The organism is Nonomuraea sp. NPDC004186, assembly GCF_053603495.1.
Genome location: NZ_JBSGFQ010000059.1, coordinates 42,538 through 56,788, shown reverse-complemented (window position 1 = coordinate 56,788; position 14,251 = coordinate 42,538). Strand labels below are relative to the sequence as shown.

The 14,251-nt window shown below is 70.3% G+C and carries 13 protein-coding genes; 10 read left to right on the top strand and 3 right to left on the bottom strand.

The genetic code is table 11. The annotated features are described in order from the left end of the window. Positions 1–59 precede the first annotated feature (59 nt). Genes ACWEPL_RS38075 through ACWEPL_RS38045 form a run of 7 tightly spaced genes read left to right on the top strand, consistent with a single transcriptional unit; the run spans position 60 to position 7,924 of the window. Positions 60–1,676 carry an ABC transporter substrate-binding protein gene (locus ACWEPL_RS38075; RefSeq protein WP_449895274.1) on the top strand — a complete coding sequence of 539 codons (1,617 nt, stop codon included), beginning with the start codon at positions 60–62 and terminating at the stop codon, positions 1,674–1,676. Further along, the gene (locus ACWEPL_RS38070; protein WP_364240163.1) at positions 1,676–2,635 is read left to right on the top strand and encodes an ABC transporter permease; all 960 of its coding nucleotides are present in this window, start codon (positions 1,676–1,678) and stop codon (positions 2,633–2,635) included. Before ACWEPL_RS38075 ends, ACWEPL_RS38070 begins: the two co-directional genes overlap by 1 nt. Then, complete coding sequence (locus ACWEPL_RS38065) at positions 2,628–3,455, top strand: ABC transporter permease (protein ID WP_363967596.1); 828 nt, start codon at positions 2,628–2,630, stop codon at positions 3,453–3,455. Before ACWEPL_RS38070 ends, ACWEPL_RS38065 begins: the two co-directional genes overlap by 8 nt. Beyond that, positions 3,452–4,417: an ABC transporter ATP-binding protein gene (locus ACWEPL_RS38060; RefSeq protein ID WP_452439029.1), complete on the top strand. Its 966-nt coding sequence runs from the start codon at positions 3,452–3,454 to the stop codon at positions 4,415–4,417. The genes ACWEPL_RS38065 and ACWEPL_RS38060 overlap by 4 nt, the downstream gene beginning before the upstream one ends. Then, the gene (locus tag ACWEPL_RS38055) at positions 4,414–5,382 is read left to right on the top strand and encodes an ABC transporter ATP-binding protein (RefSeq protein WP_363967600.1); all 969 of its coding nucleotides are present in this window, start codon (positions 4,414–4,416) and stop codon (positions 5,380–5,382) included. The genes ACWEPL_RS38060 and ACWEPL_RS38055 overlap by 4 nt, the downstream gene beginning before the upstream one ends. Positions 5,383–5,432: 50 nt before the next feature. After that, a complete protein-coding gene (locus ACWEPL_RS38050) occupies positions 5,433–7,187 on the top strand; it encodes a gamma-glutamyltransferase family protein (RefSeq protein WP_452439037.1) in 1,755 nt (584 codons plus the stop codon). Continuing rightward, the gene (locus tag ACWEPL_RS38045) at positions 7,184–7,924 is read left to right on the top strand and encodes a sulfite exporter TauE/SafE family protein (RefSeq protein ID WP_357734252.1); all 741 of its coding nucleotides are present in this window, start codon (positions 7,184–7,186) and stop codon (positions 7,922–7,924) included. Before ACWEPL_RS38050 ends, ACWEPL_RS38045 begins: the two co-directional genes overlap by 4 nt. Before the next feature lie 9 nt (positions 7,925–7,933). On the opposite strand, the gene ACWEPL_RS38040 is transcribed toward ACWEPL_RS38045, so the two are convergent. From ACWEPL_RS38040 to ACWEPL_RS38030, 3 genes are all read right to left on the bottom strand, one after another. Continuing rightward, positions 7,934–9,019 (bottom strand): glutamate--cysteine ligase, encoded by a 1,086-nt coding sequence (locus ACWEPL_RS38040; protein WP_397367657.1) that lies wholly within the window; start codon positions 9,017–9,019, stop codon positions 7,934–7,936. 87 nt (positions 9,020–9,106) lie between these two features. Then, complete coding sequence (locus ACWEPL_RS38035; RefSeq protein WP_355201684.1) at positions 9,107–9,757, bottom strand: M15 family metallopeptidase; 651 nt, start codon at positions 9,755–9,757, stop codon at positions 9,107–9,109. Positions 9,758–9,769: 12 nt separating this feature from the next. Then, entirely contained in the window at positions 9,770–10,918 is a 1,149-nt protein-coding gene (locus ACWEPL_RS38030; RefSeq protein ID WP_363967606.1) for an ROK family transcriptional regulator, read from the bottom strand. Between the two features lie 137 nt (positions 10,919–11,055). On the opposite strand from ACWEPL_RS38030, the gene ACWEPL_RS38025 reads away from it, so the two are divergent. The 3 genes from ACWEPL_RS38025 to ACWEPL_RS38015 are packed head-to-tail and all read left to right on the top strand — an operon-like array spanning position 11,056 to position 14,245. Then, the gene (locus ACWEPL_RS38025) at positions 11,056–12,381 is read left to right on the top strand and encodes an extracellular solute-binding protein (RefSeq protein WP_363967608.1); all 1,326 of its coding nucleotides are present in this window, start codon (positions 11,056–11,058) and stop codon (positions 12,379–12,381) included. Between the two features lie 5 nt (positions 12,382–12,386). After that, complete coding sequence (locus ACWEPL_RS38020; RefSeq protein ID WP_452439028.1) at positions 12,387–13,394, top strand: carbohydrate ABC transporter permease; 1,008 nt, start codon at positions 12,387–12,389, stop codon at positions 13,392–13,394. Next, complete coding sequence (locus ACWEPL_RS38015; RefSeq protein WP_363967612.1) at positions 13,391–14,245, top strand: carbohydrate ABC transporter permease; 855 nt, start codon at positions 13,391–13,393, stop codon at positions 14,243–14,245. The genes ACWEPL_RS38020 and ACWEPL_RS38015 overlap by 4 nt, the downstream gene beginning before the upstream one ends. Positions 14,246–14,251: the final 6 nt, after the last annotated feature.

Genomic DNA, 14,251 nt, shown 5'->3' with positions numbered 1-14,251 from the left:
AACACCAGTGAAATGTGAGGTCTTGTATACAGTCTCCTAAACCTTTCAACGGAGGCCCCATGAGACCGTCCCCCAGGCTCGTCGCGGCGCTCGCCGTTCTCCCCCTTGCCCTGACAGCTTGCGGCGGAGGCGGATCGAGCGGCACCCCCGCAGCCCCTCCCTCCATAGCCGACGCCTCGGCCGACAACCGGCCGGTCAAGGCGGGCGGCACGCTCAACGTGGCGCTCAGCGCCGACCCCGACGCGCTCGACCCGAGCATCTCGACCACGCTGGTGGGTCGCGAGGTGTTCGCGAACATGTGCGAGAAGCTCTTCGACATCGACGCGCAGTCGAGCCTGGTCCCGCAGCTGGCCAGTGCCTTGCCCGAGGTCTCCGGTGACGGCAAGGAGGTGACGATCAAGCTGCGCGAGGGCGTGAAGTTCAACGACGGCACGGCGTTCGACGCCGAGGCGGTCAAGAAGTCGCTGGACCGGCACCGCACCTGGGAGAAGTCCGCGCGCCAGGCCGACCTGGCGGCGGTGTCCAAGGTGACCGTGGTCGACCCCACGACGGTCAAGCTCACGCTGACGCAGGCGTTCACGCCGCTGACCGCGCAGCTCGCCGACCGCGCCGGCATGATCATGTCGCCCAAGGCCCTGGACGCGGGCAACGACAACTTCGGGGCGAGCCCGGTCTGCGTCGGGCCGTTCAAGTTCGCGAGCCGCACGTCCGGCAGCCAGATCGTGCTGGAGAAGGCCCCCGACTACTACGACGCGGCCAAGGTCAAGCTCGACAAGCTCGTATACAAAATCATCGTGGACCCGAACGTACGGGCCGCGAACCTGAAGTCCGGCGACGTCCAGGTGGGCGACAACCTCGCCACCACCACGGTCAAGGGCGTGCAGAGCGACCCCAACCTCAAGGTCGTGTCCGGTGGCGGCCTCGGCTACTACGGCATCACGATCAACACCGGCAACGCCGGCGGCTCCACCGAGAAGCCCGGCACGGTGAACACGGCGCTGGCCAAGAGCCCGCAGCTGCGCGAGGCGTTCGAGCTGGCCCTCGACCGCGACGTGATCAACAAGACCGTCTACAACGGCCTGCACGAGGTGGACTGCTTCCCCGTGCCGGTGGACAGCCCGTACCGCGCCAAGGACCTGCAGTGCCCGGCGCGTGACCTGGCCAAGGCCAAGCAACTGGTGCAGGCGTCCGGCGTGCAGACGCCGATCCCGGTCACGCTCACCAGCCCGAACGACGCCACCAACGTGCGCCTCGCGCAGGTCATCCAGCAGATGACCAAGGAGGCGGGCTTCAACGTGAACGTGCAGACCGCCGAGTTCGTCAGCACGCTCGAGCAGGGCAAGTCCGGCAAGTTCGACGTCCTGCTGAACGGCTGGTCGGGCCGCGTCGACCCGGACGGCAACCTCACGAACCTCATCACCAGCCGCGGCAGCAACAACTACAGCGGCATGTCCGACCCGGGCATCGACGACCCGATCAAGCAGGCCGCCGCCGAGTCGGACCCGGTCAAGCGGGCCGAGCTCTACGCGGGCGCCCTGAAGAAGGCCGCCGAGGTGAGAGGCGTCCTGTACCTGTACCACAACAAGTACTACCTGGGCATGAGCAAGAACGTGGCCGGCGTCCAGTACTTCAAGGACGGCCTGCCGCGCTTCGTCACCGCCGGGTTCACCGCGTAATGCTCTGGTTCATCCTCCGGCGCTGCGGATCGGCCGTGATCGTGCTGTTCCTGGCCAGCGTCCTGATCTTCCTCGGGATCAGGGCGCTGCCCGGGGACCCGGCCACGGTCATGGCGGGCGAGGAGGCCTCGCCCGCGGTGATCGAGGCCATCCGGCACGAGTTCGGCCTGGACAAGCCGCTGCCCGCCCAGTACCTCGACTACGTCGGCCAGACCCTGACCGGCAACCTCGGCCGCTCCACGCAGGACCAGCTCCCGGTGATCGACATCATCGCCGAGCGGCTGCCGGTGACGCTGGAGCTGTCGGCCCTGGCCATGCTGGTCGCGATCGTCGTCGGGGTGGGCGCGGGCATCGTCGCGGCCGTCCGGCGCGGCCGGCTCGCCGACTACCTGGCCACCGGGTTCGGCCTGGCCGGGCTGTCGGTGCCGCACTTCTGGCTCGGCCTGCTCGGGATCCTGCTGTTCGCGGTCACCTGGCGGGTCCTGCCCGCCTCCGGGTACGTCCCCTTCACCCAGGACCCCGGCCAGAACCTCCAGCGCATGATCCTGCCCGCCCTCGTGCTCGGCACCGGCTTCGCCGCCATCCTCATGCGGCAGACCCGCTCGGCCATGCTCGGCGCGCTCTCGGCCGACTACGTCCGGACCGCCAGGTCGAAGGGCCTGTCCGAGGTCAAGGTCGTGGGCGCGCACGCGTTGCGCAACAGCCTGACGACCGTGGTCACGGTGCTCGGCCTCCAGCTCGGCGCGCTGATCAGCGGCGCGGTGGTGACCGAGCAGATCTTCGTGATCCCCGGGTTCGGCAAGCTGACCGTGGACGCGGTGCTGACCAGGAACTACCCCGTCATCCAGGCCGTCGTGCTGATCACGGTCATCGGGTACGTGCTGGTCAACCTGCTGGTCGACATCGTGTACGCGTTCCTCAACCCCCGGATCAGGCTGTCGGGGGGCGCGAATGACTAGGCTGTGGCGGCGTTTCAAGAGGCGCCCGATGCCGATGGCCGGGCTGGTGCTGGTGGTCGCGTTCGTGCTGCTGGCGCTGATCGGGCCGCTGGTGACCGGCGACCCCACCACGCAGGACTACCTGGCCACGCTCGCGCCTCCGTCGGGCGCGCACCCGATGGGCACCGACGACCTGGGCCGCGACGCGTTCGCCAGGATCGCGCACGGCGCGCAGGTGTCGTTGCAGGCCGGCGTGCTCTCCACGCTGCTGGCGATGGTCGTGGGCATCCCGATCGGCCTGGTCGCCGGGTTCTACCGGCGCTGGCTCGACCCGGTCGTGATGCGGCTGGTGGACGTGACGCTGGCGTTCCCGTTCCTGGTGTTCGCGGTGGGCCTGGCGGCGATCATCGGGCCCTCGCTGAAGGGCGTGGTGTTCGCGCTGGGCTTCTCGCAGCTTCCCGCCGTCATCAGGATCACCCGTGGCGAGGTGCTGGCGGTCAGGGAGATGGACTACGTGGCCGCGGCCGTCGCCGACGGCGCGGGCGACGGGCACCTCATCTTCCGTTACGTGCTCCCGAACTGCCTCAACCCGCTCATCGTGCAGGCCACCGTGGCGATCCCGGGGGCGATCATCGGCGAGGCCACGCTGTCGTTCCTGGGGCTGGGCGTGCAGCCGCCCACGCCCTCGTGGGGCGTGATGCTGACGACCGCGCAGCAGTATCTGAGCGACGCCCCCTGGCTGGCCGTCTGGCCCGGGATCATGATCGCGCTGGCCACGCTCGGCTTCAACCTGCTGGGCGACGGGCTGCGGGACGTTCTGGACCCGAGGAGCGGCCGATGAGCCTGCTGGAGATCACCGACCTGAGGGTCGGCTTCGACACCGAGGACGGCCTGGTGCAGGCGGTCAGGGACATCTCGCTCACGCTGGACGAAGGCGAGATCCTGGCGCTGTGCGGCGAGTCCGGCTGCGGCAAGTCGGTCACCGCGATGTCGGTGCCCAGGCTGCTGCCGCCCGAGACGACCCGGCTGTCCGGCTCGGTCAAGCTGGACGGGCGCGAGCTCACCACGCTCCCCGAGGCGGACCTGCGGCACGTACGCGGCAAGGACGTCTCGGTCGTCTTCCAGGAGCCGATGACCTCGCTGAACCCGTCGTTCAGCGTCGGTTACCAGATCATCGAGGTGCTGCGCAGGCACGAGCGCCTCTCGCGCCAGGCCGCCAGGAGCCGCGCCGTCGAGCTGCTGGAGCTGGTCGGCATCCCGGCGCCGCAGCGCCGCATGAAGGAGTACCCGCACCAGCTCTCCGGCGGCATGCGCCAGCGCGTGATGATCGCGATCGCGGTGGCCTGCTCGCCCCGTGTGCTGATCGCCGACGAGCCCACCACGGCGCTCGACGTGACGATCCAGGCGGGCGTGCTGGACGTCTTCCGCGACCTGCGCGACCGGCTCGGCACGGCGATCATCCTCATCACGCACGACCTGGGCGTGGTGGCCGACATCGCCGACCGGGCCGTGGTCATGTACGCCGGCCGCGCCGTCGAGCAGGCCCCGGTGGCCGAGTTGTTCGCGAACCCGCGGCACCCGTACACGCTGGGCCTGATGAACGCGCTCCCGTCCGCGGCGGTCGACGGCCGCCTGGCCGAGATCCCCGGCATGGTGCCCTCGCCGCTGTCGGATCCCGACGAGTGCGCGTTCCAGGCCCGCTGCCCGCGTGCCCAGGACGACTGCCGCGCGGCCAGACCCCCGCTCGAACGGCACGCGGACGGCCATCTGGCGGCCTGTTTCCACCCGGGAGGCAAGCAGTGATCCTGCGGATCGACAACCTGGTCAAGCACTACGGCCAGGTACGCGCCGTGGACGGCCTGTCGCTGGAGCTCGCCCAGGGCGAGGTGCTCGGCCTGGTCGGCGAGTCGGGCAGCGGCAAGTCCACGGTCGGCAAGTGCGTGCTGCGCCTGACCGAGCCCACCTCGGGGGCCATCGAGCTGGACGGCCGCGACATCACCCATCTGTCGCGCCGGGCCATGCGCCCGCTGCGCAGGGACGTCCACATGGTCTTCCAGGACCCCTACTCCTCGCTCAACCCGCGTTTCACGATCGGGCAGATCGTCGCCGAGCCGCTGCTGCGGCACAAGGTGGCCGACCGGCGCGAGGTCTCCGGACGCGTGTCCGCCATGCTGGAGAAGGTGGGGCTGCGGCAGGAGATGCGTTCCCGGTTCCCGCACGAGCTGTCCGGCGGGCAGCGGCAGCGGGTCGGGCTGGCCAGGGCCCTGATCCTGGAGCCCAAGCTGGTCGTGGCGGACGAGCCGGTGTCGGCGCTGGACGTGTCGGTGCAGGCGTCGGTGCTCAACCTGATCACGGACCTGCAGCGGGACATGGGGTTCTCGTGCCTGTTCATCACGCACGACCTGTCGGTGGTGGAGTTTCTCGCCGACCGGATCGCCGTCATGTACCTGGGCAAGATCGTCGAGTCCGGCCCGACGGCCGAGATCTTCGCCGCGCCGCGGCACCCGTACACGCAGGCCCTGCTGTCGGCGGCGCCGGTGCCCGATCCGGTCCGGCAGCGGGAGCGGCGCAGGATCGTGCTCGGCGGGGACGTCCCCAGCCCGGTCGACCCGCCGTCCGGGTGCCGGTTCCACACGCGGTGCCCGCTGGCGTACGACGCCTGCCGTACCGAGGAGCCGCCCTTGACCGACCCACGTGGGAACGGCCATCCGGCCGCGTGCCACTTGGTAACGGCGGACCACGTCCCCGACGCGGCCGCCAATCACTAGAAGGAGAGATCTTGTTCACCACCAGGCCCGAGCTGACGGGCGACTTCGGCATGGTCGCCAGCACGCACTGGCTGGCCTCGGCCACCGGCATGGGCGTGCTCGAACGCGGCGGCAACGCCTTCGACGCGGCGGTGGCCGCCGGGTTCGTGCTCCAGGTCGCCGAGCCGCACCTGAACGGCCCCGGCGGCGAGGTGCCGATCCTGCTGTGGAGCGAGGACGAGCAGAAGGTGTCCGTGGTGTGCGGGCAGGGCGTGGCGCCGGCCGCGGCCACCATCGAGCGCTACACCGGGCTGGGCCTGGACATCGTGCCCGGCACGGGGCTGCTGGCGGCCACCGTGCCGGGGGCGTTCGGCGGCTGGATGCTCATGCTGGAGCGCTGGGGCACCTGGTCGCTGGCCGACGTGCTGGCCCCCGCGATCCACTACGCCGAGCACGGGGTGCCGGTGCTGGAGCGCATCGCGGCCACGATCGAGTCGGTCGAAGGACTGTTCAACGACGACTGGCCGACGTCGGCGGCGACCTGGCTGCCCGGCGGCCGGGTCCCGGCGGCGGGGTCGAAGCTGGCCAACCCGGTGCTGGCGGCCACCTACCGGCGGGTGGTCGCCGAGGCCGAGGCCGCGTCGAGCACCCGCGAAGGACAGCTCGACGCCGCCCGCCGCGCCTGGTACGAGGGGTTCGTGGCCGAGGCGATCGCCGAGTTCTGCGCCAAGACGGCCTGGCGGGACAGCAGCGGCGAGGCGCACGGCGGGCTGCTCACCGGCGACGACCTGGCCCGGTGGTCGGCCTCGGTCGAGGAGCCGCTCGCCTTCGACTACCGCGGCCACACCGTCTACAAGACGCGGCCGTGGGGGCAGGGGCCGGTGTTCCTGCAGCAGCTCGCGCTCCTGCAGGGCTTCGACCTGGACGGGATGGAGTTCCTCGGCGCCGACTACGTGCACACGGTGACGGAGGCCGCCAAGCTCGCCTTCGCCGACCGCGAGGCCTGGTACGGCGACACCGACGTCCCCGTGTCCGACCTGCTCAGCGAGGCCTACAACGCCGAGCGGCGCAAGCTCATAGGCGCGCAGGCCAGCTTCGAGCTGCGGCCCGGCGCCCCGGGCGGCCGCGTGCCCAGGCTGCCCGACTACCCCGCGCCCGGCACGGCGAGCGACGCCCCCGGCATCTCCGGCGCGCGCTCCCCGCAGGGCGTCGGCGAGCCGACCGTGGCCCGTGACGGCACGGTGAAGGGTGACACCTGCCACCTCGACGTCGTGGACCGGTACGGCAACATGGTCTCCGCCACCCCCAGCGGCGGCTGGCTGCAGAGCTCCCCCACCATCCCCGAGCTGGGCTTCTGCCTGGGCACCAGGGCTCAGATGTTCTGGCTCCAGGACGGGCTGCCCGCCTCGCTGCGCCCCGGCACGCGTCCGCGCACCACGCTGACGCCGTCGTTCGCGCTCAGGGACGGCAGGCCGTGGCTGGCGTTCGGCACCCCCGGCGGCGACCAGCAGGACCAGTGGAGCCTGAACTTCTTCCTCGCGGTCGTCCACGGCGGGCTGAACCTGCAGGAGGCCATCGACGCCCCCATGTTCCACTCCGAGCACTTCCCCAGCTCGTTCTTCCCGCGCGGCTCCCGTCCCGGCGTGCTGCACGTCGAGGACCGGGTGGACGCGGGCGTGACGGCGGAGCTGCGGCGGCGCGGGCACGAGGTCGAGGTGCAGGGCTCGTGGACGCTCGGCAGGCTCAGCGCCGTCGCCCGTGACGGCGAGTTCCTCAAGGCCGCCGCCAACCCGCGCGGCGCCCAGGGCTACGCAGTCGGCCGATGACGGATCTCCTGTTCATGCTGGGCGCCGGTCTGCTGGCCGGTGTGGTGAACGCGCTGGCGGGCGGCGGGACGCTCATCTCGTTCCCCGCGCTGCTGGCGCTGGGTTATCCGAGCCTGACCGCGTCCGTGACCAACGCGGTGGCGCTGTGGCCCGGCTACCTGGGCGGCGTGCTCGGCTACCGGGCCGAGCTGCGCGGCCAGCGGCGCCGGGCGACAGCGTTGTCGATCACGACCGTGCTGGGCGCGGGCGTGGGCAGCGCGTTGCTGCTGCTCACGCCCGGCCGGCTGTTCGAGTCGCTGGTGCCGTGGCTGGTGGCCTTCGCCAGCCTGGCGCTGCTGGCCCAGCCGTGGCTGCGCAGGCTCTTCGGCGGTGAGGCCGACGGGCCGCCCAGCAAGCTGGTGTACGCCGGGGTCTTCCTGGGCGGCTGTTACGGCGCCTACTTCAACGGTGGAATGGGTGTACTGCTCCTGACGGTGCTCGGCATGTTCCTGCACGACAACCTGCATCGGGTGAACGCCGTGCGGGCCACGCTCGCGCTGGTGATCAGCACGGTGTCGGTCGTGGCGTTCTCCCTGTTCGGTCCCGTGCAGTGGCAGGCCGTGGCGGTGATCGCGCCGGCCAGCCTGGTCGGCGGGTTCCTGGGCACGCGTCTGGCCAAACTCATGTCGGCCAAGGTCCTGCGCGGCGTCGTTGTCGCGTTCGGCCTGGGTGTGGCCGTGGCGCTTGCCTTGCGTTAGGCGGTATCGCTACGCGACGGTGGCCTCGATGAGGTCGTCCACCACGTCGGCCAGGTCGTGGCCCCTGGCGTGCACCCGGCGCTGGCGCATGGCTCCCGAGCCCTTGCGCAGCAGCCGGTCCAGCCCCTCCTGGACGAACGTCAGGTCGCCGGCCTCCGCCAGCGCCGGGCGTACGTGCTCCAGGAGGCGGCCCGCCATCACCGGCGCGGGCACGAGTGCGCCGTGCCGCACGTCCATGCTGTCGCCCGTCAGCCCGTAGCGGGCCGCGCGCCAGTAGGCGGCGCGCAGCACCTCCGCCGGGATCGGCAGCCCACGGTCACCCCGCTCCACCGCGGCCAGCGCGGTCACCACCAGCGCGCGGATGAGCCCGATCAGGGTGAGACTGTCGCTCACGTCGAGCGGCACGTCGGCCACCCTGATCTCGACCGTGGGCAGCCGGGACGACGGCCTGGCGTCCCAGTAGACCGTCTTGGCGTCGAGCAGCACGCCCGAGTCCGTGAGCGCCCGCACCGCCAGCTCGTAGTCGCCGAACGACGGGAAGTACGGCGGCGCGCCGGACACCGGCCAGCGACCCCAGCTGATCACCCGCCAGGACGCGTAGCCGGTGTCGCGGCCCACGAAGAACGGCGAGTTGGCGGCCAGCGCGATCAGCGTGGGCAGCCAGGGACGCAGGTGGTTGCCGACGTAGACGGCGTGCTCCTCGTCGGGCACGTCCACGTGCACGTGCAGGGCGCAGATGCTGATCTCGTCATGAAGTGCGCGATAGAGCGTCCTCCCTTGGTGATAGCGATCGTCGTCGGCGAGCGGCGGCGGCATGACGTTCCCCAGCACGGGGATGCCGCTCGCGACGACGGCCAGTCCGCACGAACGGGCGGCGGAGGCCACCTCCTGCCGCGCGGAACGCAGTTGCGAGCCGAGCTCGCTGAGGTCGGCGGAGGGCGGCGTGCGAGCCTCCACCTGGAAACGCGTGATTTCTTGCACCACGTCGAGCACATCCGTCGCCGCGGCCAGGACATCGGCCGCTCGGGGAGCCACGTGGCGGGTGCGGGGATCGACTACGAGGTATTCCTCTTCGATCCCGATCAACGGAACCATACCCACACCTCGCTGGGAGTCCAAACCTCCGACTGAAGGTTGTGCCCGGCGCACGCCCAGGGGAAAACCCCTGGAGCAAACGATTGCTCAGATGGGCCCGTAGAGGGCGTGGGCAAATCCCGTGGACATGGCCCAATAACGGTCGCCGTACGACCAGTGCCACCACTCGGTGGGGTAGTTGACCAGGCCGGTGGGCTCCAGAGCGGCGGCGAGGAGCTTGCGGTGGGCGCGCGCGTCGGCGGTGATATTGGGGGCGGCCGTATAGCAGGCGCCGTCGCTCTGCTCCGGGTTGTCGTTAACCTGGGTGCCCATGTCGTACTCGACGCCGTCGGGGTCGCACAGGGTCAGGTCCACGGCGGCGCCGGCGGTGTGGGGGGCGACCTCGACCGGGGACACGTACCGACTCGCCGCGATATATGACTCGTCGGGGGAAATTTCGGGGAATGTGGTGTGGAGTTCCGCCCGGTACGTCTCGAAGATCCGCCGCTGGGTGGCGATGGGCCGGTAGCCCTCGACGATCAGCAGGTGGAACCCGTCGGGCAGCGAACGCTCGGCCCGCTCCAGCCGGTCGAGCAGGCCGGAGCGCAGATGCGCGTACGCGCCCTCGTCGTCGGCCAGCCGCGTGTCGACCCGCAGCCGCCCGCGCACGTCGGCCAGCGGCTCGCCGCACTCGCGCACGGGAAGCGCGGTCACCCTGGGGTCGGAGATGAGCACGACATCGTTGGGGGACAGCCACATGAGCAGAAATTCTCACACAGTATCGGAGAAGACCTGCTCCCGGGCCTGCTCCAGAGCGGCCACCAGCGCCCCGCGCAGCACGGGGTTGCCCGCGACCTGGGTCGTGACCACGGCCGGCCGGCTGGGGCAGACGCGGGCCACCGCCTCCTGCACCTTGGCGGCCAGCCGCGCGCCGCCCGCCCGGCCGATGTCGCCGCTGAGCACGATCAGCCCGGGATCGAGCACGACGGTCACCGCCGCCGCGCCCACGGCCAGCCGTCCCGCCACCTCGTCCAGGTAGCCCTCGTCGCCGCCGCGCACCAGGTCGGGCACCGTCCTGCCGGTCACGCCGTGCCGGTCGGCCAGGCCGCGCAGCGCGTCGTGGCCCACCAGGCGCTGGAACGAGCCCGACTGCGGCTCCGAGACGTCGGTGGGCAGCGGCTCGCCGGGGACCGGCAGCCAGCCGATCTCGCCCGCTCCCCCGCTGATGCCCCGGTGCAGCCTGCCGCCCAGCATGACGCCGAGGCCCTGGCCGACGCCGGCCCAGATCACCACGAAGTCGTCGTGGCCGACGGCCGCGCCGTGCTTGTGCTCGGCGAGCGCGACCAGGTTGACGTCGTTCTCGATGGTGACGGACGCGCCGAGCGTCTCGCGCAGGCTGGCCAGCACGCCGACGTGCCAGTCCGGCAGGTCGTACGACCAGCGCACGTCACCCGTGATCGGGTCGACCACGCCCCTGGTGCCGATGACGAACGCGCGCAGCCGCGACAGGCTGACGTTCGCCGTGTCGCAGGCGCGCTGCACCGCCTCGTGGACCGCCTTGACCGGGTCGCGGCCGTCGGACGGGTTGAGCGTGATCTCCACGACCACCCTGCCTGTGATGTCCGCCACAGCGACCTTGAGGCTGTCGGGCAGGACCTCGAGCCCGGCGACGTACGCGCTGGAGGGAACGACGGCGTATAGGGCGGCGTGCGGCCCCCTGCCCCCGGCGCGCTCCCCCGCGACCTCGACCAGCCCCCGCTCCTCCAGGCGAGCGAGCAGCTGACCCGCGGTTACCTTGGAGAGCCCGGTCCTTTCCCCCAGCTCGGCCCGGGTGAGCGGGCCGTCCATCAGGAGGAGTTCGAGTGCCGCGCGATCGTTCAACCTGCGCAGCAGCCGGGGGACTCCCGGGCTTCGACTCATTACCGCACCCCTCTCGTCACGAATGGCTAACGGGCGTTTCTTTTAAGAAAGTTTCTTGTTAGTTTAGCAGCGTTGTTCGACATTTGACGATCAGCCTGGTGCGGACCGTAGGCCGGCACCCGGGAAGGGAGAACCCTGTGAGGATCGCGAAGATCACAGCCGCTACGGTCAGCACGGCCGCGCTGGCCCTGGGTCTGGCCGCCTGTGGCTCGAGCGAGACCCCCTCGTCCTCACCAAGCGCCGCCGCACCCGCCAGCAGCGGCCCCAAGTACGCCGGCAAGACGCTGACGTTCTGGCGCCTCGGGGACACCAACCCCGCCGCCCAGAAGTACACCGACGAGCTGGTCGCCGAGTTCGAGAAGGAGACCGGCGCCAAGGTGAACGTCGAGTGGATCCCTTGGCCGCAGGTCAACGACAAGTTCACGGCAGCGGCCGCCGGCGGCACCGGCCCTGACGTGACGGAGATCGGCAACGACCAGGTGCCGCTGTGGCAGAGCCAGGAGGCCCTGGAGCCGATCACCGACATCGTGGCGGGCGGCGACCAGGCCCAGATCCCCAAGAACCTCATGGGGCTGGAGACCATCGACGGCGAGACGTACGCCGTGCCGTGGGGCGGCGGCAGCCGGGCGGTGCTCTACCGCGCCGACTGGTTCAAGGAGCTCAAGATCGAGATCCCCAAGACCTGGGACGAGCTCGTGGCGGCCGCCAAGAAGATCCAGGCCAAGAAGGGCAAGGACGTGGACGGCTTCGCCTTCAACGGCGGCTCCGACGCCAACCACCTGCTCGGCGCCCTCGCCTGGACCGCCGGCGGCGACTACGCCGCCAAGGAGGGCGACAAGTGGGTCGGCAAGCTCACCGACCCCGGCTTCAAGGAGGGCTTCGCCCAGTACACCGGCCTGGTGACCGACGGCCTGTCCAGCAAGTCGCGGCTCAACCAGAACACCACCGAGATCCGCACCCGCTTCGCCAACAACAAGGTCGGCATGTACCTCACCGCGTCGTGGGACCTGCCGGGGATCGCGGAGGACAGCAAGGGCAAGCTCAAGGGTGACAAGCTGGCCTTCTTCCCGCTTCCGTCCAAGGCGGGCGGCGAGGCGCAGTCCTTCCTCGGCGGCAACGACATCGCCGTGTGGGGCTCCGCGAAGGAGAAGGACGCGGCCAAGGAGTTCGTGAAGCTGGCCTCCAACAAGCAGTGGGGCGTCAAGTACGCCACTGACGGCGGCCTGCTCCCCGTCTACCCCGAGGCCCTCGCCGCGCTGTCCAGCGACCCCGCGCAGGCGCCGTTCGCCGCCGCCTTCGCCAAGGCCAAGGCCTTCCCCGCCGACCCGCAGTGGACGGAGGCCAACGAGACCAAGGCGGTGCTGCAGAACGCGGCCCGCAAGGTCATCGAGGGCAAGGCGAGCGCGGATGACGCGCTGGCCGCTGCCAACAAGGAACTCGAAGACATCCTCAACGCCTCCTGAGTCCTGTGACGAACACGTCAACGCTCGCCCCCCGGGGCGGAGGCCGCGCCTCCGCCCCGGGGCGGCGCCGCTCACACCGGCCACCGCGGGCCAGCGGGCTGCCCGCCTGGTCGATCCCCTACGTCCTGCTGGTCCCGGGACTGCTGGTCATCGGCGCGCTGCTGCTGTGGCCGCTGATCCAGATGGTGATCATCTCCTTCCAGAAGGTGGGACTCGTCCAGATCTCGGGCAAGAAGCCGGCCACCTGGGTCGGGCTCGAGAACTTCACCAAGGTCTTCGAGAACGACATCTTCTGGTCCTCGCTGCGCAACACGCTGGTGTTCGCGGTGATCGCGGTGCCGCTCACGCTGATCCTCGGCACCGCCGTCGGCGTCCTGCTGCACCGGCTCGGCAAGAAGATGTCGCTGTTCGTCATCATCGGCATCATGTTCGCCTGGGCGGTCCCGCCGGTGGCGCAGGGCATGATCTGGCGCTCGCTCTTCGACGCCGAGGCCGGCATCGTCAACTGGGCGCTCAACCTGCTGCCCGACGGGCTCTCCAAGGCCCTGTTCGGACGGGCCGACTGGACCGGTCAACCGTGGCTCAATGACGCCTGGTCCATCTACATGGCGCTGATCGTCTGCGTCGTCTGGGCCGGCTTCCCGTTCATCGCGGTCTCGGTGCTGGCCGGCCTCAAGGGCATCCCGGCCGAGCTGTACGAGGCGGCCAAGGTGGACGGCTCCGGCGCCTGGCGCACGTTCAGGAAGATCACCTTCCCGCTGCTCAAGCCGGTGTTCGCGGTGCTGACCGTGCTCTCGATCATCTGGGACTTCAAGGTCTTCTCCCAGCTGTACGTGCTGGCCGGCACCACCAACCGGGAGGCCTACAACCTGTCGATGTACGCGGTGACCGAGGCGTTCAAGGCCCCGCCGAAGATGGGATCGGGCGCGGCCATCGCGGTGGTCCTGACCGTGATCCTGCTCATCGTCACCGCGGCCTACATCCGCCAGATGTTCAAGCAGGAGGAGCTGTGAAGAGCCCGCAGGCCCGCAGGCGCCTGGGCAAGGCCACGCTCAACGCGGCAGGCGTGCTGGTCTTCCTGGTCGCCGTCTTCCCCGTCTACTGGATGGTCTCCACCGGCTTCAAGGCGAACGACCAGATCTTCACCACCGAATTCATCCCGTTCCCCACGCACTTCACCTTCGAGCACATCACGCGGGTGCTCACCGACGGCGTGGCCGGGCACTCGATCTGGCTCTACATGCGCAACAGCGCCATCGTCGCGCTCGGGACGGTCCTGATCGGCGCGGTCTTCGCGCTGCTGTCGGCCACCGCGGTGGCCCGGTTCCGGTTCAAGGGGCGCACGGCGTTCCTGAGCCTGCTGCTCGTCGCGCAGATGATCCCGGCCGAGGCGCTGCTCATCCCGCTGTTCCTCGGTGTCAAGCGGCTGGGCCTCTATGACCAGTTGCTCGGTCTGATCGTGACGCAGGTCGCGCTGACGCTGCCGTTCGGGATCTGGATGCTGCGCACGTTCGTGGCCGCCGTGCCCAAGTCGCTGGAGGAGGCGGCCTGGATCGACGGCGCGAGCCGGTTCACCACCTTCTGGAAGGTGCTCTTCCCGCTGGTGGCCCCGGGTCTGGTCGCGACCAGCATCTTCTCGTTCATCACCGCGTGGAACGAGCTGATCATGGCGCTGTACCTGATCAACGACCCGACCAAGTACACGATGCCCGTCGCCCTGCAGTACTTCTTCGGGCAGAAGGGCACCGACTGGGGCGCCATCATGGCCAGCTCCACGATGATGACCATCCCGGTCGTCATCTTCTTCCTTTTCGTACAACGCCGCATGGTCTCCGGCCTGGTCGCCGGGGCCGTGAAGGGCTGACATCCG